Source organism: Undibacterium sp. TJN19, assembly GCF_049339485.1.
GTDB lineage: Bacteria > Pseudomonadota > Gammaproteobacteria > Burkholderiales > Burkholderiaceae_D > Undibacterium.
Map to the genome: position 1 here is coordinate 1 of NZ_JBMPPL010000003.1, position 23,103 is coordinate 23,103.

Annotated in this window: 15 protein-coding genes and 2 tRNA genes; 10 read left to right on the forward strand and 7 right to left on the reverse strand. The window is 51.0% G+C overall.

What is annotated here, in order from left to right:
* Both ACO0LH_RS11240 and ACO0LH_RS11245 read left to right on the forward strand, forming a co-directional pair.
* Positions 1–4,064: beta strand repeat-containing protein (locus ACO0LH_RS11240; RefSeq protein ID WP_422941177.1), on the forward strand; the 4,064-nt coding region annotated here is incomplete at its 5' end.
* Between the two features lie 489 nt (positions 4,065–4,553).
* Complete coding sequence (locus tag ACO0LH_RS11245) at positions 4,554–5,132, forward strand: hypothetical protein (protein ID WP_422941178.1); 579 nt, start codon at positions 4,554–4,556, stop codon at positions 5,130–5,132.
* 321 nt (positions 5,133–5,453) lie between these two features.
* On the opposite strand, the gene ACO0LH_RS11250 is transcribed toward ACO0LH_RS11245, so the two are convergent.
* From ACO0LH_RS11250 to ACO0LH_RS11260, 3 genes are all read right to left on the reverse strand, one after another.
* A tRNA-Asn gene (locus ACO0LH_RS11250) sits at positions 5,454–5,529 on the reverse strand.
* A 76-nt stretch (positions 5,530–5,605) separates the two neighbouring features.
* Positions 5,606–5,681, reverse strand: a tRNA-Asn gene (locus ACO0LH_RS11255).
* A gap of 59 nt (positions 5,682–5,740) precedes the next feature.
* Positions 5,741–6,955, reverse strand: coding sequence for an aromatic amino acid transaminase (locus ACO0LH_RS11260; RefSeq protein ID WP_422941179.1), 1,215 nt, complete (start codon positions 6,953–6,955; stop codon positions 5,741–5,743).
* A 98-nt stretch (positions 6,956–7,053) separates the two neighbouring features.
* Between ACO0LH_RS11260 and uvrB the strand changes: the two genes are divergently transcribed.
* On the forward strand, positions 7,054–9,150 hold the full coding sequence (gene uvrB / locus ACO0LH_RS11265) for an excinuclease ABC subunit UvrB (RefSeq protein WP_422941180.1): 2,097 nt from the start codon (positions 7,054–7,056) through the stop codon (positions 9,148–9,150).
* A gap of 172 nt (positions 9,151–9,322) precedes the next feature.
* On the opposite strand, the gene ACO0LH_RS11270 is transcribed toward uvrB, so the two are convergent.
* On the reverse strand, positions 9,323–10,636 hold the full coding sequence (locus ACO0LH_RS11270) for a diguanylate cyclase (protein WP_422941181.1): 1,314 nt from the start codon (positions 10,634–10,636) through the stop codon (positions 9,323–9,325).
* Between the two features lie 324 nt (positions 10,637–10,960).
* Here ACO0LH_RS11270 and ACO0LH_RS11275 point away from each other — a divergent pair, with 324 nt between their 5' ends.
* The 5 genes from ACO0LH_RS11275 to ACO0LH_RS11295 all read left to right on the forward strand — a co-directional run bounded on the left by ACO0LH_RS11275 (position 10,961) and on the right by ACO0LH_RS11295 (position 14,236).
* A complete protein-coding gene (locus ACO0LH_RS11275) occupies positions 10,961–11,542 on the forward strand; it encodes a DJ-1/PfpI family protein (RefSeq protein ID WP_422941182.1) in 582 nt (193 codons plus the stop codon).
* Positions 11,543–11,626: 84 nt separating this feature from the next.
* Entirely contained in the window at positions 11,627–11,971 is a 345-nt protein-coding gene (locus ACO0LH_RS11280; protein ID WP_422941183.1) for a ribbon-helix-helix domain-containing protein, read from the forward strand.
* 159 nt (positions 11,972–12,130) lie between these two features.
* A complete protein-coding gene (locus tag ACO0LH_RS11285; RefSeq protein WP_422941184.1) occupies positions 12,131–12,817 on the forward strand; it encodes a cupin domain-containing protein in 687 nt (228 codons plus the stop codon).
* A complete protein-coding gene (locus tag ACO0LH_RS11290) occupies positions 12,814–13,398 on the forward strand; it encodes a TetR/AcrR family transcriptional regulator (protein WP_422941185.1) in 585 nt (194 codons plus the stop codon). Before ACO0LH_RS11285 ends, ACO0LH_RS11290 begins: the two co-directional genes overlap by 4 nt.
* Positions 13,399–13,459: 61 nt before the next feature.
* Entirely contained in the window at positions 13,460–14,236 is a 777-nt protein-coding gene (locus ACO0LH_RS11295) for an SDR family NAD(P)-dependent oxidoreductase (protein ID WP_422941186.1), read from the forward strand.
* 66 nt (positions 14,237–14,302) lie between these two features.
* Here ACO0LH_RS11295 and cphA (ACO0LH_RS11300) read toward each other — a convergent pair whose 3' ends face one another.
* Entirely contained in the window at positions 14,303–16,873 is a 2,571-nt protein-coding gene (gene cphA, locus ACO0LH_RS11300) for a cyanophycin synthetase (RefSeq protein WP_422941187.1), read from the reverse strand.
* A 147-nt stretch (positions 16,874–17,020) separates the two neighbouring features.
* Positions 17,021–19,198 (reverse strand): cyanophycin synthetase, encoded by a 2,178-nt coding sequence (cphA, locus tag ACO0LH_RS11305; protein ID WP_422941188.1) that lies wholly within the window; start codon positions 19,196–19,198, stop codon positions 17,021–17,023.
* Between the two features lie 371 nt (positions 19,199–19,569).
* Here cphA (ACO0LH_RS11305) and ACO0LH_RS11310 point away from each other — a divergent pair, with 371 nt between their 5' ends.
* Positions 19,570–21,834 carry an ABC transporter ATP-binding protein gene (locus ACO0LH_RS11310; RefSeq protein ID WP_422941189.1) on the forward strand — a complete coding sequence of 755 codons (2,265 nt, stop codon included), beginning with the start codon at positions 19,570–19,572 and terminating at the stop codon, positions 21,832–21,834.
* A gap of 4 nt (positions 21,835–21,838) precedes the next feature.
* Complete coding sequence (locus ACO0LH_RS11315; protein ID WP_422941190.1) at positions 21,839–22,309, forward strand: DUF1854 domain-containing protein; 471 nt, start codon at positions 21,839–21,841, stop codon at positions 22,307–22,309.
* Positions 22,310–22,332: 23 nt separating this feature from the next.
* Here the strand turns inward: ACO0LH_RS11315 and ACO0LH_RS11320 are convergent, their stop codons facing one another.
* Positions 22,333–22,845: a GNAT family N-acetyltransferase gene (locus ACO0LH_RS11320; RefSeq protein WP_422941191.1), complete on the reverse strand. Its 513-nt coding sequence runs from the start codon at positions 22,843–22,845 to the stop codon at positions 22,333–22,335.
* Positions 22,846–23,103: the final 258 nt, after the last annotated feature.

Consider the following 23,103-nt stretch of genomic DNA (forward strand, 5'->3'; position numbering starts at 1 on the left):
GCGTTGTCCTGCTGGGTAACTATGTTGCCGGTACGTACAACGTTGTTGAAAACGGTGTGAACCTCAATACACAATCCACAGCAACTGCTGTTGCTCGCGTTGTGACAGACACGATCAATCTGGGTGCGGGTAACGATACACTGGTCACTTACGGTGCGATCAATCTGGCTGGTGCGACTTTGTCTGGGATTGAAAATATCGTCAGCAATTCAGCAGTCGTCATTACTGCCAGCCAGTATGCCGCATTAATCGCTGCGCGCGCGGCCTTGAATCTGTCTGGTCCGGTGCTGACATTCTCTGGTGCAGGCCCGCATCAACTGACTATCGTTGATGATGTGGCAGGGGCCAATAATATCGATCTGTCCTTTATCTCCATCACTGGTGGTACGCTGGTGTATGACGTGACTTCGGCTTCGAATACGACTGGTGGTGGTGTCAATAACATGACGACGACCAATGCGATCTCGGTATCAGGTAGTGGTGCTGCCATTGCCGGCACTATAGGCACCAGCCCATCGAATGGCGGTGGCCAAGCGGCCAATGGTACTGCGCTGACTGCCGGCGGGACATTCAATGGCACAGCTGGTCTCAATGAAAATTTCACAGGCAACGCCGCTGCCCTGATCGGTACTACCGTCAATGGTAACAATGCTGACTCTGACACTATCACCATCTCTGGAGGTGGTACGGTGAATATTGGTAGTGGTAATACCATTACCAATATCAAGACGCTGACGATGGACAGTAGCGCTGCCAATGTTGTCTTCTTCACTGTGGCGAATTCTGGCATTACCACCGTCAATGGTGGCTCAGGCAGTGACTATGTTGATCTGGCAAATAGTGGCAACTCCATGCTGGCTGGTAATATCAATCTGGGGGCAGGCAGCAATACCCTGATCATGGAAGGCAAAACCTATACCGGTACCTTTGTGGCTGGTTCGGGCACATCCGATACCTTGTACCTGTTCAATGGCAGCAATATCAGCGCGGCCAATGTCAGTGGTTTTGAAACCGTCAATATCAACAATAACGCGTCAGTTACCATGACAGCTGCACAATACAGCGCTTTCACTACGGTTGTCGCCGCAGGTGCTGAGACAGTCAACATCACGACTGCCGGCAGTATTACTGGCAATAGCAATGTAGAAAATTATGTACTGGCAAATGGGGGTAACACTTTCACAGCGGCAAGCGGTCTGGTTTCTGTAACGGGTGGCTCGGGTAATGACACCATCAATGCCAGCTCAGCCGTTATCGCTGCTGCTGCGACCATCAATGGCGGTGCGGGTACGGATACCCTCAATGTCGGTGCTGTGACTGCAGCTATTGACCTGTCTGCCAAAGTCAGCAATGTAGAAGTCATCAACGTCACCGGCGGTACGACGCCAACCTGGACCGTGACGAATGAAAATGGCCCAGGCGTCACCCTGAACTTCACCAAGTCTGCTGCTACTGATATCAACAACATCACCCTCGGCTCAGGTGGCCAGACCCTCAATATTCTGGGCACGGGCACAGGCCGCACGACCATCACTGGCGGTTCTGGTGCGGATGTCATCAATTTGTCCACGACAGCAACTGGTGCGGATGTCATCGCGGTGGGCTCGAACATCAATGCCATTGATACCATCAATAACTTCAAGGCGGCAGGTGCAGACATTTTTGCTACTGGTGTTTTGCCTACTTCGCTGTTTAACCTGAACATTGCCAATGCCGACAGCAGTAGTCTGGCGGCAGCCATCGCTACAGCAGCAACGGCAGCGGGCGCCAGCCTGGCAAATACAGGCCAGGCGTATACCATTACCGTGAATAGCGGTACAGCGGCGGGTATTTATGCCTTCCAAAATACTGGCGGCAGTGTAGGGGCAGTTGATGCCAGCGATTTCATCGTTAAGCTGGGTGGCACAACAGGTACTATCTTTGCCAGTGATTTTGGTATTGCCAATGCAGTTTCAGTGACTACGGGTGGCACCTTCAATGGTACACCTGGCGCCAATGACATCTTCATGTCCACCATCCCTGGCCTCAATGGTACGACCATCGCTGGTAATGCGGCGGACACCGATATACTGACCCTGACCACAGCAGGCACAGTCAGTATCAACAATGGCAGCACTGGCGGCACGCTCAGCAACCTCAAGGTATTGAACCTGGCTAATGGTACCAATACCATTACCTATAACACGTCTGCGGGCTTCACCACCATCAATGGCGGCTCGGGCGATGATACCTTCATTCCCAACACTGCCTTGCTGCCTATTGTTGTGAATGGCGGCCTGGGTACTGACACCATCGTGCTGTCAGCCGCCTATGCAGCTGTCGCCTCCGGCTCGGGTACGTTTGCCAGCAATGTGACAGGTTTCGAAAAATTGCGTCTGACCAGCGTCACCTCCCAGACCGTCGATGTACAAACCCTGGGTAACTATACCGACATCACCCTGGGCGCAGGCGCCAACGGGTTGACCTTGAGTAACCTGGCCAGCAATAGCACCGTGACACTGACAGGCACCGGCACCGCCATGACCTTTTCCAATCCTGCATTTACCGGTGGTGTCAACGATATCGTCAACCTGACACTGACAGATGCCAGTACTACTGCCGTTGCCTTTGCCACCACGGGTATTACGGCATCCGGCGTCGAGACTTTCAATATCACCACCGTTGACGGCCAGGCCACACCGACAGGTCTTTTCAATGACACGCTGACCATACTCGGTAGCTCGGTCAAGAACATCTATGTCAGCGGCAATGCAGGCCTGACCATGCCAGCCACCAGCACCTCGCTGATTAACGTTGATGCCAGCGGCATTACCCTGGGTGGCTTTACCTGGACGGCCAATGCCCTGACAGGCACAGCGACTGTCAAAGGCAGTGCCACCGGTACCAATACGGTCAACATGAACTCCGCCACCGCGGGTGTTAACTACACTGGTGGTACAGGTAACGACAACGTCACGATCAACGCCACTGTTTCCAGCACGGCGGCGTTAGGCAACGGCAATAACAGCCTGGCCCTGAATGGCGTGACCATCCTCGGCACTTATACCGCTGGCAATACTGGTACAGACAGTCTGGCCTTCTTCTCGTCCATACCAGATATCAGCAATGCCACGATCACAGGTTTTGAAAACCTGACCGTGGTCAATAATGCCAACATCACGGCAACAATCGCCCAGATGTCGCAATTTACCGGCACCGTCAATGCATCAGGAACAGAAACACTGAACCTGACAACGTCTGGTACTTTCAATGCCATCAGCACGATAGAAAAGTACAACCTCGCCAATGGCACCAACAACTTCACTTCAGCCAACGTGGCTGTCAGCGTGATTGGTGGTACCGGTACGGATGTGTTCAATTTCACGGCCAACCAGGTTATCAACTTCCTGACCACGATTGATGGCGGCAATGGTACGGACATTCTTAATGTCGGCACCACCAGCACGCAGAACCTGGATTTCAGCACCAAGATCGCTAACGTCGAAATCATCAACGTGGCGGGCAGCACAGGGACTACCAGCATTACCAATCAGAATGGCGCAGGCGTGACCTTGAACTACACGAAGAGCACAGGCGACAACACCATTATCATGGGTACTGGCGGCCAGACTCTGAACCTGTTGGGTTCCAGCTCATCTTCCACTACCATCACAGGTGGTGCAGCGGTCGACACCATCAACCTGCAGTTCTCAGGTTCTGGTTCTGAAACGCTGATAGAAAGTGGTGCCAATATGTCCAACAAGACGCAGGTAGACATCGTGGGTAACTTCAACTCGACAGGCACTGACTACTTCAAGACTGGTGTCAATGCGGCGAGTGTGGGCTCCTACATCATCGGCAATGCCGATACCGGCAACTACCTGGCTACCATTACTGCAGGCCTTGCCATCGTTCTGAACAATACAAACCAGGCTTACCTGATCACAATACAAACAGGCACAGCAGCTGGTACTTATCTGTTCCAGAACACCGGTTCCGATACCAGTCAGTTCGACAACACCGACTTCTTTGTGCAGTTGACGGGTACGATAGGTACCATTTCGACTGGCAATCTGATTGCATAAAACTGCATTCGCGGGGCAGGCATCAATCTAATTTCTGCCCTGCCAGTTTTGTACAAGCGAGCGCTTCCGGCGCTTGCTTGGTAGCGTTTGGCGCATGTTATTCAGCTTGGTAGGATTGATGTGTTAAATGATGCTGTCGTTCGCATTCAAATCCGTTAGCGAGATTTGTAATCCGTGGCTGTGATAGTTATCCAGCGTACGCGAGTCATCATTCCAGAAAGGCAGGCGCGTCAGCGTCGGCAATGCCAGTCAAGTTCTCAATACCTGGCGTTAACGACGCGTCCAACCGGCCTTCTTTCAGATTAATAGGGCGAAATTCGTCCTAATTTCATCTTAAGCTATATTTAAGCGCAACAGTGAAGTTGTTCAAGTTCATTGAGGATTAAGGCATCACCGCCAAGCACTTCATGGAACTTGTCTGCTGCGTGGCCATGCCACTAATAACGGTATTGATTAGCGAACGCGTAAATATTTTTGGAAGGTCTTAAGATGAATAATCCATCTGATTTGCAACACAGGGCTGTGCTTCAAGTGGCAGCAAGCATGGCTGCGGTAGGCCAGTTTGGGCTGAACACAGCGAACGCAGCGACAGTAAGGCCATCAATGCCAGCATTCACAGGTGCTGCTGGTGATTTCGACTTTCTATCCGGGAACTGGAAAATCAAGCATCGCCAGTTGATAGACAATAAGTGGGATTTATTCGAGGGCGAAGCAAGCGTCGTTGGAACTCTTGGGGGCATTGCAAGCGTTGAAGAGTTGCGGATTCCGGACCGTAAATTCAACGGTATGGGTTTGAGGCTGCTTGATGTTGAACGCAAGTTATGGGCTGATTACTGGGTCAACGGTAAAATTGGTGTTCTGAATCCATCGCCTTGCTGGGGGAGTTTTACGAACGGTATAGGGACATGGGAATCGGATGAGGTCGATGGTGGCAAGCCTGTCATCGTGCGTGGTGTGTGGGATCAGATTACGCCTGTATCGTGCCGATGGTATCAGGCGGTATCGCGTGACGGCGGTAAAACCTGGGAAGAAAATTGGATCATGAACTGGCTTCGGGTCAAGGTGTGATGAAGACAATTGTTGATGAACACGAATGAAATCTGCTCAGATCATCAGTAAAAGAGGAGGAGGCAAAAGGTACAGCTATGTTTCTTTGAATTGTAATCGTGAAGTATTGCGATGAAAGGAGGGATATTTGTACGATTTTCTTTAGCCGGGATAGTACGTCAACCGGTATATCGTCATCTGAATTTCTAAGCTGATTTTTACGCCGCGTACATAAAATACCAAGCTGCTGAAACTCTGTCCGACTTGCTTGCCATGGGTCATGGCGGAAAAGGGCGGAAAAAAAAGAGTTACTGGCCTTGGCAAGTAACTCTTCTCTAAATTTGGCTCCCCGACCTGGACTCGAACCAGGGACCTGCGGATTAACAGTCCGTCGCTCTACCAACTGAGCTATCAGGGAATAGAAGATATGGTGATCTTCAATAAACTTTTTTGTAGTGATTTTTTATTAAGTTCACTACTTACTTCAAATTCTGTGGCTCCCCGACCTGGACTCGAACCAGGGACCTGCGGATTAACAGTCCGTCGCTCTACCAACTGAGCTATCAGGGAACAGAGACAAAGATTATATGCTTCGGCACCGTGTTTGTCAACACCAGTGCCGAACCGAATTACAAGACTTTGGCAATCGCATCGATAACGTTATCGATATTTTTGCTGTTGAGTGCAGCGACACAAATACGGCCGGTGTCTACTGCATAGATGGAATTGTCGTCACGCAATTTGCCAACTTGCTCTTTGCTCAGGCCGGAATACGAGAACATACCGCATTGTTTGATGACAAAATCAAATTCATGGCCGGGTGCTTTGGCCTTGAGTTTATTGACAAAATCAGTACGCATTTCACGTATACGTACGCGCATGCCTGCCAGTTCTTCATCCCATAACTGGCGCAATTCAGGTGTTGCTAATACGGTGGCAACAACCTGGCCGCCGTGTGTCGGCGGGTTGGAGTAGTTGGTGCGGATGACGCGTTTCAATTGCGACATGATGCGCGCAGCTTCTTCTGCACTGGATGCCGCGATGCTGAGGGCACCGACACGTTCGCCATATAAAGAGAAGGATTTGGAGAATGAATTGGACACAAACAATGCGCCACCGGCTTCAGCAAAACGGCGTACCACTTTACCATCAGCGTCAATACCTTCACCAAAACCCTGATAAGCCATGTCCAGGAAGGGGATCAGGCCGCGCTGGGTGACCACTTCTATGACTTGCGTCCACTCATCCTCGGTCAGGTCAGCACCAGTGGGGTTGTGGCAGCATGCATGCAATAAGACGATGGAACTGGCTGGCATGGTTTTTAATGCATCGAGCATGCCGCTGAAATTGACACCACGTGTCGTCGCATCATAATAAGGATAGGATTTGACGGTGAAACCGGCTGATTCAAACAGGGCGCGGTGGTTTTCCCAGCTTGGGTCGCTGATCCAGACTTCGGATGTGGGTGAAAAACGTTGCAGGAAATCAGCGCCCAGTTTCAATGCGCCTGTGCCACCAATGGCTTGAGCAGTAATGGCACGCTTCTCTTTAACGACGGCGCTGTCGGCCCCAAACACCAGCTCCTGTACTGCTTTATCATAGGCAGCCAGGCCTTCGATAGGCAAATACGTACGTGGAGAGAATTTTTCCATCAAAATCGCTTCGGCTTTTTTGACGCATTCCAGCAATGGCACCTTGCCATTGTCGTCGTAATACACGCCTACACCCAGGTTAACCTTGGCAGGATTCGGGTCGGCGTTAAAGGCTTCTGTGATACCCAATATAGGGTCGCGTGGGGCCATTTCTATGGCAGAAAACAGGGGAGAAGAAGCAGGAGCAGTCATCGTGATAATATGGAAATTATTTGTCGTTGCCGACAGTCAAGGTTGGAATGGGCAGATTGCAAGATACAGCCACCTATTTTAGCAAAGGTAAGAGCATCATGGCGGTAGCACCAGTCAATTCAATGGCTTTGTCCGAACAGCTGGACGAAGCGAAATTTATCAGTTTTCCGGATTCACCCTACCAGTTATATCAAATGTTTCAGCCTGCCGGCGATCAGCCTGCGGCGATAGCGCAATTGGTAGAGGGGATCAATGATGGTTTGTTTTTTCAGACACTGCTGGGGGTAACGGGGTCAGGTAAGACCTATACGATGGCCAATGTGATTGCCAGAACCGGTAGGCCAGCGATCATATTTGCACCGAATAAAACCCTGGCAGCACAGTTGTACAGTGAGTTCAGGGAATTCTTTCCACGCAATGCGGTGGAGTATTTTGTCAGTTATTACGATTACTATCAACCAGAAGCGTATGTGCCGCAGCGCGACTTGTTCATTGAGAAAGATTCTGCCATCAATGAACACATAGAACAAATGCGCCTGTCGTGCACCAAATCGCTGATGGAAAGGCGCGATGTCATCATCGTGGCAACCGTGTCGGCTATCTATGGTATCGGTAATCCCAACGAATATCACAAGATGATTTTGACCTTGCGCGCCAAGGACAAGGTCAGCCAGCGCGATGTGATCGCCAGGCTGATACAGATGCAATATACGCGCAATGAAATTGACTTTGGTCGCGGTACTTTCCGTGTGCGGGGCGATACCATTGACATCTTCCCGGCAGAACATGCAGAACTGGCTGTGCGCGTGGAAATGTTTGATGATGAAATCGAAAACCTGCAATTGTTTGATCCGTTGACTGGCCGTATCAAGCAAAAAATCTCACGCTTCACCGTCTATCCGGGCTCGCATTACGTGACGCCGCGTGAAACCGTGTTGCGTGCGGTGGAAACCATCAAGGAAGAATTGCGCGAACGCCTGGATTTTTTCCGCCGTGAGAACAAACTCATCGAAGAACAGCGCATAGAACAGCGCACCCGCTTCGATCTGGAAATGATGGCCGAGATCGGTTTCACCAAGGGTATTGAAAATTATTCCCGTCATTTAAGTGGTGCCAAACCGGGTGACCCGCCGCCGACACTGGTTGATTACCTGCCGCCAGATTCCCTGATGTTTCTCGATGAATCGCATGTGCTGACTGGCCAGTTAAACGGCATGTATAACGGCGACAGGGCGCGCAAGACCAATCTGGTCGATTATGGCTTCCGCCTTCCCTCGGCACTTGATAACCGGCCTTTGAAATTTGCTGAATTTGAAAGCAAATTGCGGCAAACTGTATTTGTCTCGGCAACACCTGGTGATTACGAAGACAAACATGCTGATCAGGTGGTAGAGCAGTTAGTACGTCCGACTGGTTTGGTTGATCCTGAAATTGAAGTGCGCCCGGCATTGACGCAGGTGGATGACCTGATGACCGAGATCACTGACCGCGTCAAGAAAAACGAACGCGTACTGGTCACCACGCTGACCAAGCGCATGTCAGAACAGTTGACTGAATTCCTCAGCGATAACGGTATCAAGGTACGTTATCTGCATAGCGATATCGACACGGTTGAACGGGTAGAAATTATCCGTGACCTGCGCCTGGGCACGTTTGATGTACTGGTTGGCATCAACTTGCTGCGTGAAGGCCTGGATATACCGGAAGTCTCTTTGGTAGCGATACTGGATGCTGATAAGGAAGGTTTTTTGCGTTCTGAACGCAGCCTCATCCAGACCATAGGCCGTGCTGCACGTAACCTGCATGGCAAGGCGATTCTGTATGCAGATAAAATTACTGATTCCATGAAGCGTGCCATGGGTGAAACCGAGCGCCGTCGCAACAAGCAGTTAGCCTTCAATCTGGCAAATAATATTACCCCGGTTGGTATACGCAAACAGATCAAGGACATCATTGATGGCGTGTATAGCCCGCAAGAAGCGAAACAAGAACTCGCCGTAGCACAAGAGCAGGCGCGTTATGAAATGATGAGTGAGAAGCAGATCAGCCGCGAAATCAAACGACTGGAAAAACTGATGCTGGATCATGCGAAGAATCTTGAATTTGAAAAAGCTGCACAAGTCAGGGATCAGTTGGCGCATGTCAAGCAGCAGTTGTTTGGTGCTGGTGGACACGATTCTATCGCCGCACTTTGACACAGCCTGTCAATGTTGAAGCAACGTCGGCTTCGTAGGTTGGGCTGCGCTTTATCAGCCCAACACTCAGCGTTAAATAAGGTATAAGTTTGTAGAGGCTCAGTGTTGGGTGGTTGATGCCTATGCCGTAGCTAGGGCCTGGCCCGAACTACGGCATAGGCTTCGAACCAGATTATTTACCGCTGATACAAATCTGATTCCGTCCACCCTGTTTGGCCTGATATAACATCGCATCGGCTTGCAGGAACATTTCGTTTTCAGTCTTGCAGTTGGGGTAGTCAGCAACACCGCCGCTGAAACTGAAATTTTTATTTTCACCAGGCTTGACTTCAAACACGACCCTGCCAAAAGCTTCGCGCATGGCATCCAGTTTTTGCTTGCCTTGCTCCAGTGTGCTATCCCAGAAGACAACCACGAATTCTTCACCACCAAAGCGGCTCAGCAGGTCGCGTTCACCCAGCTGGGCAGACAGTACCAGCGACAGGCGTTTGATGACGATATCGCCGAAATAGTGACCCCAGGTGTCGTTGATGTTTTTGAATTTGTCGATGTCAATGATGCCGTAGGCAAGGGGCTTGTTTTCGCGGCTGGCGCGGCGTATCCATTCCTGTGCTTTCTTTTGCAGGCCGACCTTGTTCAACAGACCGGTAGCGCGGTCGCGGCTGATCAGGTCTTTACTGGCGCGAATTTTATTGATGCGGTTAAGCAACTGACGTGTCAACACGTCGATATCGTTGGCTGGCAGTATTTCGTCGAAGCCACTGTCTAGCGCTCGCCGTGCCAGCGCAGGATCAAGACGGCTTTGCAGTAAAATGATTTCACGGCCAGGATCAAATTCTATATTTTTTTTCAGTACGCGTACCAGTGCTTCGGTTTGCAGGTACTGAGCTTCTTCGATGACGACGATATCTGGCTGCGCTTCTTTGACGCGCACATGCAAGGTCCGGGCATCCTGGTATTGCAGTAATTCAACCTGGTTATCTGCCAGTAATTGCGTATCCAGTGACGCCTGGTCGCCAAGATAGACCACGGTATTGGATTCGCCGCGACTGTGCTGGGCGAAGATATTGAATAATTTATCGACCAGTACATCATTGGTGATCGGTTTTTCTGCATAGGCCAGGCAGTTGCTGTCGACCAGTTTTTGTTGCAGCAAAAAACGCTCGCCCTGGCGCACGGTTTGCAGGTAAATATAGTTTTGATCCAACGGCAGACGTTGCAGCAAATCACTCAGGAACATGGTTTGCCTGCGATTGTGCTGCATATCGTCTTGCATGTTGTAAAGCACATCAAGGTCGATGACAAACAGATTATTACCTTCCGAGCTTTCTACGGCCACGACGAAATCACGCATCTGATCAAAAAACAGAATGTCGAAATCGTATTTGTGTGCGCCAAGCAATAGCTCGTCTTTATTATCTTTAATGAAAAAGGTCTGTGTCAGCAGCATTACCTGATTCTTGTACAATAATCCTGCTCCTGCCATTTTATCTCCGTATGATTTTCTTACCCCTGCAAGCATAATCGAATATGCATAGTGAATTTTATACGAGTTCTTGCTGTCATTTAAGTAATGACAAGCGAATTATTCGGGATCGTGTCGATATGTGATGTATTGCAAGCATAATAGACATCAATTAAGCGTGTTTTTGCTTGCCTGCGGGCAAGCAAGCATCAGCACAGGCGGATAAAAGCCGAAATACAATGCCATGATTGTTGGATTTTTATGCGCATGTAGTAACCCGTCATTACCATTCGTGTTCAAATTTGCTCAACAATCAGTCTCCACAAACATTATTCAGGAGACATCATGGCAGCTAAAAAAATTCTTATGCTGGTCGGTGATTTTGTTGAAGATTACGAGGCCATGGTGCCTTTCCAGGCTTTGCTGGCAGTGGGGCATGACGTGCATGTCGTTTGCCCAGACAAAAAGGCCGGAGATTTCGTCGCTACTGCGATTCATGATTTTGAAGGTCAGCAGACTTATACAGAAAAACCTGGCCACCGTTTCACCATTACGCATGATTTTGCCAAAACAAATCCACAGGATTACGACAGTCTGCTGATTCCTGGTGGCCGGGCACCAGAATATTTACGCCTCAATCCACAAGTGATTGCAGCGGTTCAACATTTTGCCAAGACAAATAAGCCGATTGCTGCTGTGTGCCACGGTGCGCAGATACTGGCAGCAGCCAAGGTACTGGAAGGCGTGCGTTGTTCGGCTTACCCCGCTTGCCAGCCAGAAGTGGAGGCCGCGGGCGGGCATTATGCCCATATTGCCGTGACAGAAGCGGTCACCGATAAAAACTTTGTGACGGCACCCGCCTGGCCTGCCCATCCGGCCTGGCTGGCGCAATACCTGAAGTTATTGGGCACAGAGATTCACTTATAAACCCTTGCGCAGCTTAGCGGCGCTTGCCTGATCACCGTATAATCGTCAGGAAGCATTTTTCTTGACGATATGCGGGAGGAAATGATGTGTGAAATTTTTGTGAAAGCCGACCCCGGTTTATATGAATCCAAGGCAAGGTCGATACGCTTGCATGGCGTCGTCACCTCCATCCGGCTGGAAAAATTGTTCTGGCAGGTGTTGCAAGAAATTGCCGAGCGCGATGGCATGAACATCAACCAGCTCATCACCAAACTATACGATGAGTTGACCGCGTATCGCGGGCATATCGACAATTTTTCGTCTTTCCTCCGGGTTTGTTGCCTGCGCTATACCTCTCTGATGCTGGATGGCGAGATTGCGAATGACAGGCATCTGCCACTGGCTGGTTCGCGTACTGCCAAACCTGAAACTGCCGGTTTTCTGATTTGATTCTTTATACCTGATTCAACAGCTTATTTTTTGCAACGCACCCGCAGCAGTAAGGCTTGGTTTCACTGGCAAGCCTGAATAAAAGATGAGCAATTGCTTGACACTTCTTGGTTTCATTCTTATTATGTCTACCAACTAGTAGGTAAATAAGGCGCAAACATGAAGCTTCATTCAGACTTTTCTCAACGTGTCGTCATCGATAGCCATAAGCTGCCATGGACAGATTCCCCGGCCAGTGGTATCCGCCGACAGCTGCTCGAGCGCGATGGTGAAGAACAGGCGCGTGCGACCTCCCTGGTACGCTATGCACCGGGAAGCAGATTTGCTCACCATACCCATACGCTGGGTGAAGAAATACTCGTACTTGAAGGTATCTTCTGTGATGAAACGGGTGATTACGGACCTGGTACCTATATCAAAAACCCGCCAGGCTCAGCGCATGCGCCAGGTTCAGAAACCGGTTGTGTGCTTTTCGTGAAATTGCGTCATCTCCAGTTGGCTGACAGCGAGCGGGTTGTGATTGATACACAGAAGTCAGACTGGTTTCCAGGTATGGTTGCGGGTTTATCGGTATTACCTCTATCAGAATTTGCCACTGAGCATACGGCTATGGTCAGATGGGCGGCAGGCACTTACTTCAATCCGCACCATCATTTTGGCGGCGAGGAAATTTATGTGCTGGATGGTGTTTTTGAAGATGAGTTTGGACGCTACCCTGAAGGAACATGGATACGTAGCCCGCATTTGAGCAAACATTGTCCTTTCAGTACAGAAGGCTGTACCATCCTGGTCAAGACGGGCCATTTGCCTTTCCTTGATACTGACAGGTCACCGGGCATTGCATGAAACATTTTTCAGAAATATCACCCATGGCAGAGCGCATTCTCGACGCTGCACAAGGTTTGATACAGCAACAAGGTTACAACGGTTTTTCTTATGATGATGTGGCCAAGCTGGTGGGCATAAAAAAGCCGAGTATCCACCATCATTTCCCTAAAAAGGAAGAATTAGTGGCTGTGCTGGTACAACGTTACACACATGGATTTCGCGGTGAATTGCTAGACATAGAAGGTCAGCATGCCAGCCCTATGGAACGACTGTCGGCCTATGCCGCGGTGTTTGAACAAACCTTTAACCGGGACAGGCGTCTGTGTGTATGTGGCATGCTTGGGGCAGAGTCTGATTCACTCCCCGAATCTGCTGCTGATGAAGTCGCACGCTTTTTCAAGGTCAATCTCGATTGGCTGACGCAGATTATTGATGATGCCCAGAACGCCGGCTTGATCAAAAAAAACTGTGCAGCAGAATCATTGGCACAAGCTTATTTGAGCGCGCTGGAAGGCGCCATGGTACTGGGGCGCGGGATGCGTAATGTCCATGGGCCGGCAGGCATAGCGCACACTTTTCTTTCCACAGTGTCAGCCTGAGGCTGGCTTTTTTTAAAACCGATGCCTACCAATTGGTTGGTAGTTTAATGAGGGGTATGTAATGAGTAATGATTTTGAAGGTCAGAAACTGCTGGTTGTCGGCGGTACTAGCGGCATGGGTCTGGAGACTGCACGCATGGTTTTATCGCGAGGTGGTGAAGTGGTACTTGTCGGAAAACGCAAGGACAAGGCAGAATCCGCCCAAAGGCAATTATCTGTATTGGGACAGGTCACTGCATTGACTGCGGATTTATCCAGGGCAGAGGATGTCAAACGGCTCTTGATAGAAATCGATGAAGCGCACAAGGATATCAATCTTTTGCTGAACGCTGCAGGCATGTTTATCCCCAAGGCATTTCTGGATCATAGTGAAAGTGATTACGATCAGTATCAGGCTCTGAACAAGGCAATATTCTTTATTACTCAAAAGCTTGCGGCCAATATGATTGCCAGTGGACGTCCCGGGGCTATTGTCAATATAGGTTCGATGTGGGCAAAGCAGGCCATTGCGGCAACGCCGTCTTCTGCCTATTCCATGGCAAAAGCAGGCCTGCATTCTCTGACCCAGCATCTGGCGATGGAACTTGCCCCGAGCAATATCAGGGTGAACGCAGTGTCACCAGCCGTGGTGGAAACCCCCGTTTATGAGGGCTTTATACCCAAGGCGGACATCCCTGCAGCTTTGCAGGGATTCAATCAATTTCATCCTATTGGTCGTATAGGCACACCACAAGATATGGCGGAAGCGATTAGCTTCCTGCTCTCCGATAAGGCATCCTGGGTAACTGGCGCAATCTGGGATGTTGACGGTGGGGTGATGGCGGGTCGCAATACTTGAAAAAGCAGATGTAAAAAAATGCCGGGGCTGAGCAGCCCCGGCATTTTTTTTAAGCTTGCAGTGAGTTTAACCGGCCGCTACACGCTGGGCGATATGTGCCAGCGCTTCTTCGACCTGATCAATCAGGATCAGGCAAAGATCGCCTGCTTCCAGCCTGTCCATGGCAAGGTCAATGGCGATGAATTCACCATTGATTTCGTCTATGCGCCTGGTTTTGGTCGCCTTGCTCAAGCCTTCACGCAATAGAGCAACGACTTCACCATCGGCGCGGCCACGCTGGCATTGGTCCTGATACAACACGACGTCTTCAAATGCTTCACCCAGTATCTCGGTCTGCTGACGGATGTCCTGGTCCCGCCTGTCACCTGCACCACTGATGACAACAGAACGGCGTTTGGCTGGCATGGTTTCAACCGCCTGTACCAGTGCCAGTATGGCGTCAGGGTTGTGACCATAATCAGCAATCAGGGTCGCGCCACGGAAGTTGAATACGTTGAAACGTCCTGGCGCATTATCGGCTTCATTGGCGAAGGTTTTCAGACCTGCACGGATGCTATCCCAATGGATGTTGATAGCCCAGGCGGCTGCCACTGATGCCATGACATTTTCAACTTGGAAGCCGATGCTGCCATTGCGCGTGATGGGTATGTCTGCCAAGGCGATGCGATGGCGGATTTTGCCTTCGGCAGCGATCAGGTGTCCATCTTCAATATACACTGCACGCTTGCCTTGGGCACGGTGGGCGGCCATGATGGGGTGCTGGTGATCGGCGGCAAAAAAGATGACGGCAGAAGGGCAGTTGCCTGCCATGTTGGCAACGATGGGGTCGGCGGCATTCAATACGGCATAACCATTGTCGGCAACGTTTTGCACGATCACGCGCTTCAGTACCGCCAGGTCTTCCACCGTAGTGATGTAATTCAGCCCCAAGTGATCACCCGAGCCGATATTGGTCACAACGGCAACCTGGCAACGGTCGTAAGCCAGACCTTCTCGCAACACACCGCCACGGGCGGTTTCAAATACGGCAGCGTCGACATCCGGGTGAGATAGCACATTACGCGCGCTGCGCGGACCGCTGCAATCACCACTGTCTATCTGTGTACCGGCAACATAGACACCATCGGTATTGGTCATGCCGGTGCGCAAGCCGCTGGCTGTCAGCAGATGTGCGATCAGGCGTACTGTGGTGGTCTTGCCATTGGTGCCGGTGACGGCAATGATGGGTATGCGCCCATCATCGTGCTCATCAAACATGGCAGAGATGATAGCCTCACCCACCGGGCGGCCTTTGCCAAAAGAGGGTGATAAATGCATGCGCAAACCAGGTGCTGCATTGACTTCAACGATGCCACCATTTTGCTGCTCTATTGGCTTCAGGACGCTGTCGCAGACCAGATCGACACCACAGATATCCAGACCCACCATCTGCGCCGCAGCAACTGCACGGGCGGCAACTTCAGGGTGTACGTCATCGGTCACGTCAGTGGCTGCGCCACCGGTAGACAGATTGGCATTGTTGCGCAAGACCACGCGTTGGCCGCGCGGAGGGATAGAGTCAGCATCAAAACCCTGCTTTGCCAGACTGGCAAGGGCAATGTCGTCAAAGCGTATTTTTGTCAGCGAGGTGGAATGCCCACTGCCACGGCGCGGGTCTTTATTGACTTGCTCAACCAGTTCGCGCACTGTTTGTTTGCCGTCGCCTACTACTTGCGGCGGGTCGCGGCGCGCTGCTGCAACCAGTTTATTGCCAACTACCAGCAGGCGGAAATCGTTGCCGGGCAAAAACCGCTCTACCAGGATGTCGTCGCGAAATTCACTGGCAGTATGAAAACCGGCATCAAGTTGTTCACGTGTCGTCACATTGACCGTGACGCCTTTGCCCTGGTTACCATCTTTGGGTTTGATCACCACCGGCAAGCCGATTTCCATCGCGGCAGCCCAGGCATCATCGGTATCAACAACCGAGCGACCCAAAGGCACGGGCACACCAGCAGCATGCAAGAGTTTCTTGGTCAGTTCCTTGTCTTGTGCAATCGCTTCGGCAATGGCACTGGTACCATCCATTTCCGCGGCCTGTATCTTGCGCTGGCGGCTGCCCCAGCCAAATGCAACGAGGCTGCCATTGGTCAGGCGGCGATACGGTATGTTGCGGGCGACCGCCGCATTGACGATGGAACCGGTTGAGGGGCCAAGGCGCACATCTTCATCAAGTTCACGCAATTGATCAAGTGCGGCCGCCAGGTCAAAGGCTTCATCTTTCAAGGCTGCATGTATCAGTTTTTCTGCCAGGTCCACTGCGAGACGACCAACGGCTTCTTCCGAATATTCAACAACCACCTGGAATATGCCTTCTTCCAGCGTTTGCGTGGTACGGCTGAATGTGACCGGGCAACCCGCTTCTGCCTGCAAGCCCAGCGTAGTCAGTTCAAATACGTGGGCGATGGGAATGGCATCGTCATGCCCGGTCGGTTGCAATATGCTTAATTGCGGGAACAGGGCGCGCAAGCGGTCTTCGAAACCGCTGAGACCTGCAATTGACAGCTCTTCATTGGTGCAGGCAACAATCGCTTCTACTGCCGTATGGTGGCTCCAGAGATTGGGACCGCGCAGGGCACGGATGCGTGATACTTCCATAAAACTTAGTCCTGTTGAAAAGGGCGTCAAACGGCGGTGCACCCTATGTGGCTTTGAGATACTCAAATACCATGTGCTGCACTGCCAGATAAATAGAAAATAATTAGCAAATCGTAAGCATAATTCTTAATCAGTTCGTGCTGCGGTTCAGTAAGCCGCTTTCTTGCTGGAGTCAAACGCCCTGAGTCCCGCACCGATCAATTCAGGGCTGATATCCAGAGCCCATGCTGCTGCGACCGCTGCCATCACACTTTCAGCCTGTGCTGCCTTGGCTGGTTTTAGTGCACTCAGTGGCAGCAAGGCTGTTTCGTTGGCGCCGGCGGCCAGCACGATATGCGCATCACGCAAAAAGACCACGCGTTCGCCAAGAGCACGGTGTTCCACAATGGCTTCCAGTGTTGAATCCAGGCCATAATAAATCACTTTGCCATCGCACAGCTCGGCCAGGTCAACCACGGCAGGATCTGCTGCATTGAGCACCGCCACACCATCAGGCAGGATGACATCGATCTGGGTACGAATGATCTTGCGCATCTGATCCGGGCTGTCGATGTAATATGATGCCAGGTCAGCATGGCCTTCCATGTCGGTGACGACACCGACAGCGCATTTGTCGTAAGCGAGACCATCGCTGAGTATGGCCTTGGCATTGGTTTCGAAGACGGCAGCCTGTACGGAACGGTTAATCAGCAATCGCTGACCAGCTTCCCAGTTTGCGCAATCACCGTCGGTCACCAGACGTTTATTCAGATACAGACCCTGTGCACAGGCGACGCCGGTTTCCTTGCCGCCGATATGAATCAGCGCGCCGATCAGACGGGCAATCAGGCTGCAGCCTTTTGTTCCCGCCACGCCAACGATGCTGATGCGGCCAGTCTCTTGTTCTGCAAACAGGTGGTCAATAATTGCCTGGCCAACCGGACGGCCCTCGCCATTTGCTGGCTTGATATGGGCCAGCAAGCCAGGGCTGGCATTGACTTCGATGATGGCGCCACCTTGCGGCACCAATGGTTTGGAAATGTCTTCTGCAACCAGATCAACACCGGCAATATCAAGGCCAACTATGCGTGCTGCCAGGGTCGCTGCGGCGGCAACTTCAGGGTGAATCTGGTCAGTGACATCCAGCGCCACATTCCCGTTAGGTTGTATCAATACTTTTTGGCCAGCCAGCGGAATGGAATTGGCGTCCATGTTCTGACGTTTCAGTTCCAGTATGATTTCTGCCCCTGCACCTGGATCAAGGGCGTTCAGCGGACAGTCTTCTGTCGTGCCGCGACGTGGATCTGTGTTGATCTGGGCGTCAACCAACTCGGTCACATTTGATTTGCCATCGCCCGTGACCCACAAGGATTCACCTTTGCCAACAGCGACCACTTTGTTACCCACCACGAGAATGCGGTGTTCATCACCAGTAATAAAGCGTTCTACGATAACGCTTTTGCTGTCGCCCTTGCGCGCCGCCAGTTCATAGGCGGCAATCACATCTGCCTCTGACATCAGGTTCAGCGATACGCCGCGCCCGTGGTTGCCGTCATAAGGTTTGATGACTACAGGCAAGCCTATGTCCTGCGCTTCTTCCCAGGCTTCTTCTGCGCTGCGCACCAGGCTGCCTTCCGGCACAGGTACGCCGCAGGCTTGCAGCATGGTCTTGGTCAGGTCTTTGTCGCTGGCAATGCTTTCTGCAATCGCCCCTGTGCGGTCGGTTTCTGCTGTCCAGATACGTCTTTGCGCTGCACCGTGGCCGAGTTGCACCAGATTGCCATCCGTCAGTCGAATGAAAGGGATGCGCCTTGCGGTGGCGGCATCAACAATATTGGCTGTGCTGGGGCCAAGACAATGATCGTCGACCAGATCGCGCAATTCTGTGAGACGTGCTGGCAGGTCAAAAGGCTGGTCCTCTATCGCAGCCATGAGCAAATCACGGCCAGTTTGCAACGCAGCTCGGCCGACTCTTTCTTCGCGTGTGCGAAACGCCATTTTGTACACACCAGTAACATTGGTGGAACGGGTCTGACCAAAGCCGGTACGCATGCCTGCCAGGTTTTGCAACTCCAGCACGACGTGTTCAAGTATATGACCAGACCAGGTGCCTTCGCGCAGACGCTCAAGAAAGCCACCACGTTCACCGACGCCGCAACGGTGTTCAATAATCCCGGGCAACAAAGTGGTCAGACGCTCATACAAACCAGGGATTTTATTCGAGGGAAATTCTTCCAGGGCACCAATATCCAGCACCGTTTCTATCACAGGGCGATAAGTCCAGATATTCGGGCCACGCAAATGCGTTGCGCTGAGAATGCGGATGTCTTTCTTGTTTGTTGTCATGTATATAAACTTTTATAAGCCAGGTTTATGCTTCACCAGGTCTTGTCATTTTTAGAGCTTTTCTTCGTTTTCCCTGAATGGACTGTTTCAGGTTCGTCAGAAACCTTGTATTCGATGCAACGACGCACCATATAAATCGAATTGAAAGCGAATGGGAAAGGCACGCTTGCTGATATACTTGCGCGCCAGCGCAAAAGCAGTTCATCCTCTTGATCAGGTTTATCTGATTATTTTTCTTTCGATAGAATACCGTAAATTGCTGCTTCCGTGACATGGCTTATGCTTGAAACGGCAGCCAAGTTATCCCTTTTGCTAAAATTTATGTCCTGATTTAGGTCAGGATCAGCTCTTGAGCCGGAGTTCGTTTTACGATGACCACACCACCATTCAGTCTTGAACAACCTGTTTTATCTCTTCCAGCAAACTGGCAATCTGACCTGACCATGCAGATTGCTCAAGGCGAGAACGTTTTGGCAGCCCTGGAGGTTGACCTGGATAACAAACTTCGCTTCCGCAAAGGCTTGCTGGTTGTAACAGACCAGCGCCTGTTGGTCAAAGCGCCTGAAGATAATGATTGGAAAACATGGTCATTTCGCAATGATTTACAATTAAGCCATCATGATCATGCCGGTGTAGGCCATCTGGAGCTGACTGATGCCCAGGGTTTGCTGGGTAGCTGGCGCTTTACCCTGGGCCAGAATCTGCATGCAATAAGACTGCTTGACCAGTTCAAGGAACAATTGCAAAGCTATATCAGTGGCATGCCAGTGGTTAGAGCTGAGCAAAACATCTGTCCCAGTTGCAAGGCGGTGCTTGAACCAGACCAGGAAGAATGCCCGGTTTGCACCAAAGTGATTTACACGCCGCCGTCCACCTGGACCCTGTTTCGTCTGTGGCGTTTTGCCTATCCTTACCGCTTTCAACTATTTATTGGCTTTACGCTGATGCTGCTGGGTACCGCCGCGCATATGATTCCGCGTTACCTCACCAAGCCACTGACGGATGAGGTGTTGATTCCGTATCAAAACGGTGCGCATGTCGATCCCAAACTGGTAGTGTTCTATATCGGTGGTTTGCTCGGCTCTGCAGTGGTTGCGTGGTTGCTGAGCTGGGGCAAGACTTATATCCTGGCACTGGTGTCAGAGCGTATCGGCGCAGACTTGCGTACGGCGACTTATGAACACTTGCTGAAACTGTCGCTCGAGTATTTTGGTGGCAAACGCACTGGCGACCTGATGTCACGCATAGGTAGTGAAAGTGACCGTATATGCGTTTATCTGTCCCTGCATCTGCTGGACTTTGCGACTGACGTGCTGATGTTCATCATGACTGCCGGTTTTCTGTTGCAGATTAATACCAAGCTGGCTTTGGTGACCTTGCTGCCTCTGCCATTCATTGCCTGGATGATTCACCTGGTGCGTGACAAATTGCGTACCGGTTTTGAAAAGATAGACAGGGTTTGGGGCGAGGTGACCAATGTTTTGGCTGACACTATTCCTGGCATACGCGTAGTCAAAGCTTTTGCGCAGGAACAGCGCGAAGCAGGGCGCTTCCGCGAAGCGAACAAGCATAATCTGGCCGTCAATGACAAGCTTAACAAGGTCTGGTCGTTGTTTTCACCTACTGTGTCATTCCTGACGGATCTCGGTATTCTGGTGGTCTGGGGTTTTGGTATCTGGCAGATATCCAAAGGCGATATTACCGTTGGTTCACTCGTCGCTGCCGTGGCTTTCATCAGCAATTTCTATGGCCGCATTGATTCCATGAGCCGCATCGTGTCTGTGACGCAGAAGTCGGCTTCTGCTGCCAAGCGTATTTTTGATATCCTTGATCATGTATCGAGCGTGCCTGATCCGCAGCAACCAGTGAAAGTCAATGAAGTCAAAGGCCAGATTGAATTGCGCGAAGTGGGTTTCCGTTACGGTAACCGCGCTGTCAATCGCGGCATCAACCTGAACATTAAGCCGGGTGAAATGATAGGCCTGGTCGGGCATAGCGGCTCTGGCAAAAGTACGCTGGTGAATCTGATTTGCCGCTTCTATGATGTATCAGAAGGTGCGATTTTGCTTGATGGAGTGGATATACGCTCGTTTGCGGTATCTGATTATCGCCGCAATATCGGCCTGGTCTTGCAAGAACCTTTCCTGTTCTTCGGCACCATTGCCGAAAATATTGCCTATGGCAAGCCGGATGCCACGAGGGATGAGATCATTGCAGCTGCCCGTGCAGCGCATGCACATGAATTCATTTTGCGCTTGCCGCAGGGCTATGATTCCATGGTAGGTGAACGTGGACAAGGGCTGTCTGGCGGTGAGCGTCAACGCATTTCCATCGCCCGCGCGTTGCTGATAGACCCGCGCATCCTGATCATGGATGAGGCTACATCATCGGTCGATTCACAAACAGAAAAAGAAATCCAGAAAGCGCTGGACAACCTGGTGAAAGGCCGCACGACAATTGCGATTGCCCATCGCCTGTCTACCTTGCACAAGGCAGACCGCCTGGTCGTGCTGGATCGTGGCCAGGTGGTGGAAATAGGCAGCCATGATGAACTGATGGCAAAAGAGGGGGCTTACTACAATCTGTACCAGGCGCAAGCCCGTAATGCTGCCGAAAACGTGCTGGCGGAGGAATAAGATCATGAGCACAACAAAATTTGAACTCAGCCGCAATGCTTTTGGCAAACTGATACTCACCAACGAAGCCGGGGATATTTTTGAAGGCGTCAGCCCGGTACGGGCATTTCCTATCCAGTCGCCACTGATCGGTATTTCACTGGTCTTGCACGATGGCCGTGAAGTGGCCTGGATAGATCAGTTGTCTGATTTATCTGAAAACGCGCGCGCATTGGTGCTGGAAGAATTGGAAGGGCGCGAATTCATGCCAGAAATTAGTCGCATAGAAAGTGTCACTAGCTTTGCTTTGCCCTGTACCTGGAAGGTGGCGACAGACCGCGGCGAAACCGAATTTGTGTTGAAAGGCGATGAAGATATTCGGCGCATAGGACGTGCTTCATTGCTCATTACCGACAATCATGGCATACAGTTTCTGATACGTGATATGTTTGAAATAGACAAACACAGCCGCAGGATACTTGACCGCTTTTTATAAGTTGATTTTGGGCCGACACAGGCTCAAGTAAATTCTTTACCATAGAGATTGGTGTTCCTGCTTTCACCTGCCAGCACGACCACTGCTTCCAGCATAAAACCCAGTTTCAGCAATAACTTGTTGGAACTGGCGTTATCAGGCGAAGTGATGCCCGCCAGCTTGGATAAATGCAGATTGTCGCGTGCATATCGTACGGTGGCAACTGCCGCTTCCCAGGCATAACCCGCACCGCAAAATTGTGGCATGAGGGCATAACCGATATCCACATGCTCCAGTGTATCGCGTTTCACCAGACCACAGAGGCCAAGTGACGCGCCATCTGCCTTGCGTTCTACCAGATATAAACTGAACCCATTTTTCGCCTGGCTGGCCAGCGGACCATTCAGTATGTCTTCTCGTGCAGCTTCCAGCGTGCGTATGCCTTTATCGCGGATATTCTTGATGAAGCTGGGGTCGTTAATCAATTCCAGGTAAAAAGGTGCATCGTCGGTGGTGATTAGGCGTAAATTCAGTCTTTCTGTCGTAATGATCTGCATTGCTGTTGTCTCCGGCGAAAAAGGCAGTCTAAATCTTGCTTATAAAAAACACCAGCAATTTTGCCAGCGATCGCGTTCTGGGGCTGGCGTGCAAGCAAATGGCAGTGATGCAACAAACCGACAGACTTGTTAACTTGTTTTACAAAGTAGCCTGAAATAAACTTTTTCACTTTCAAACATTGACGAACGTAGTATTGTTATAAGACGCTGAGCAATGTATTGTTAGCTAAATAATTTATCAAATACAATTCTGCAAAC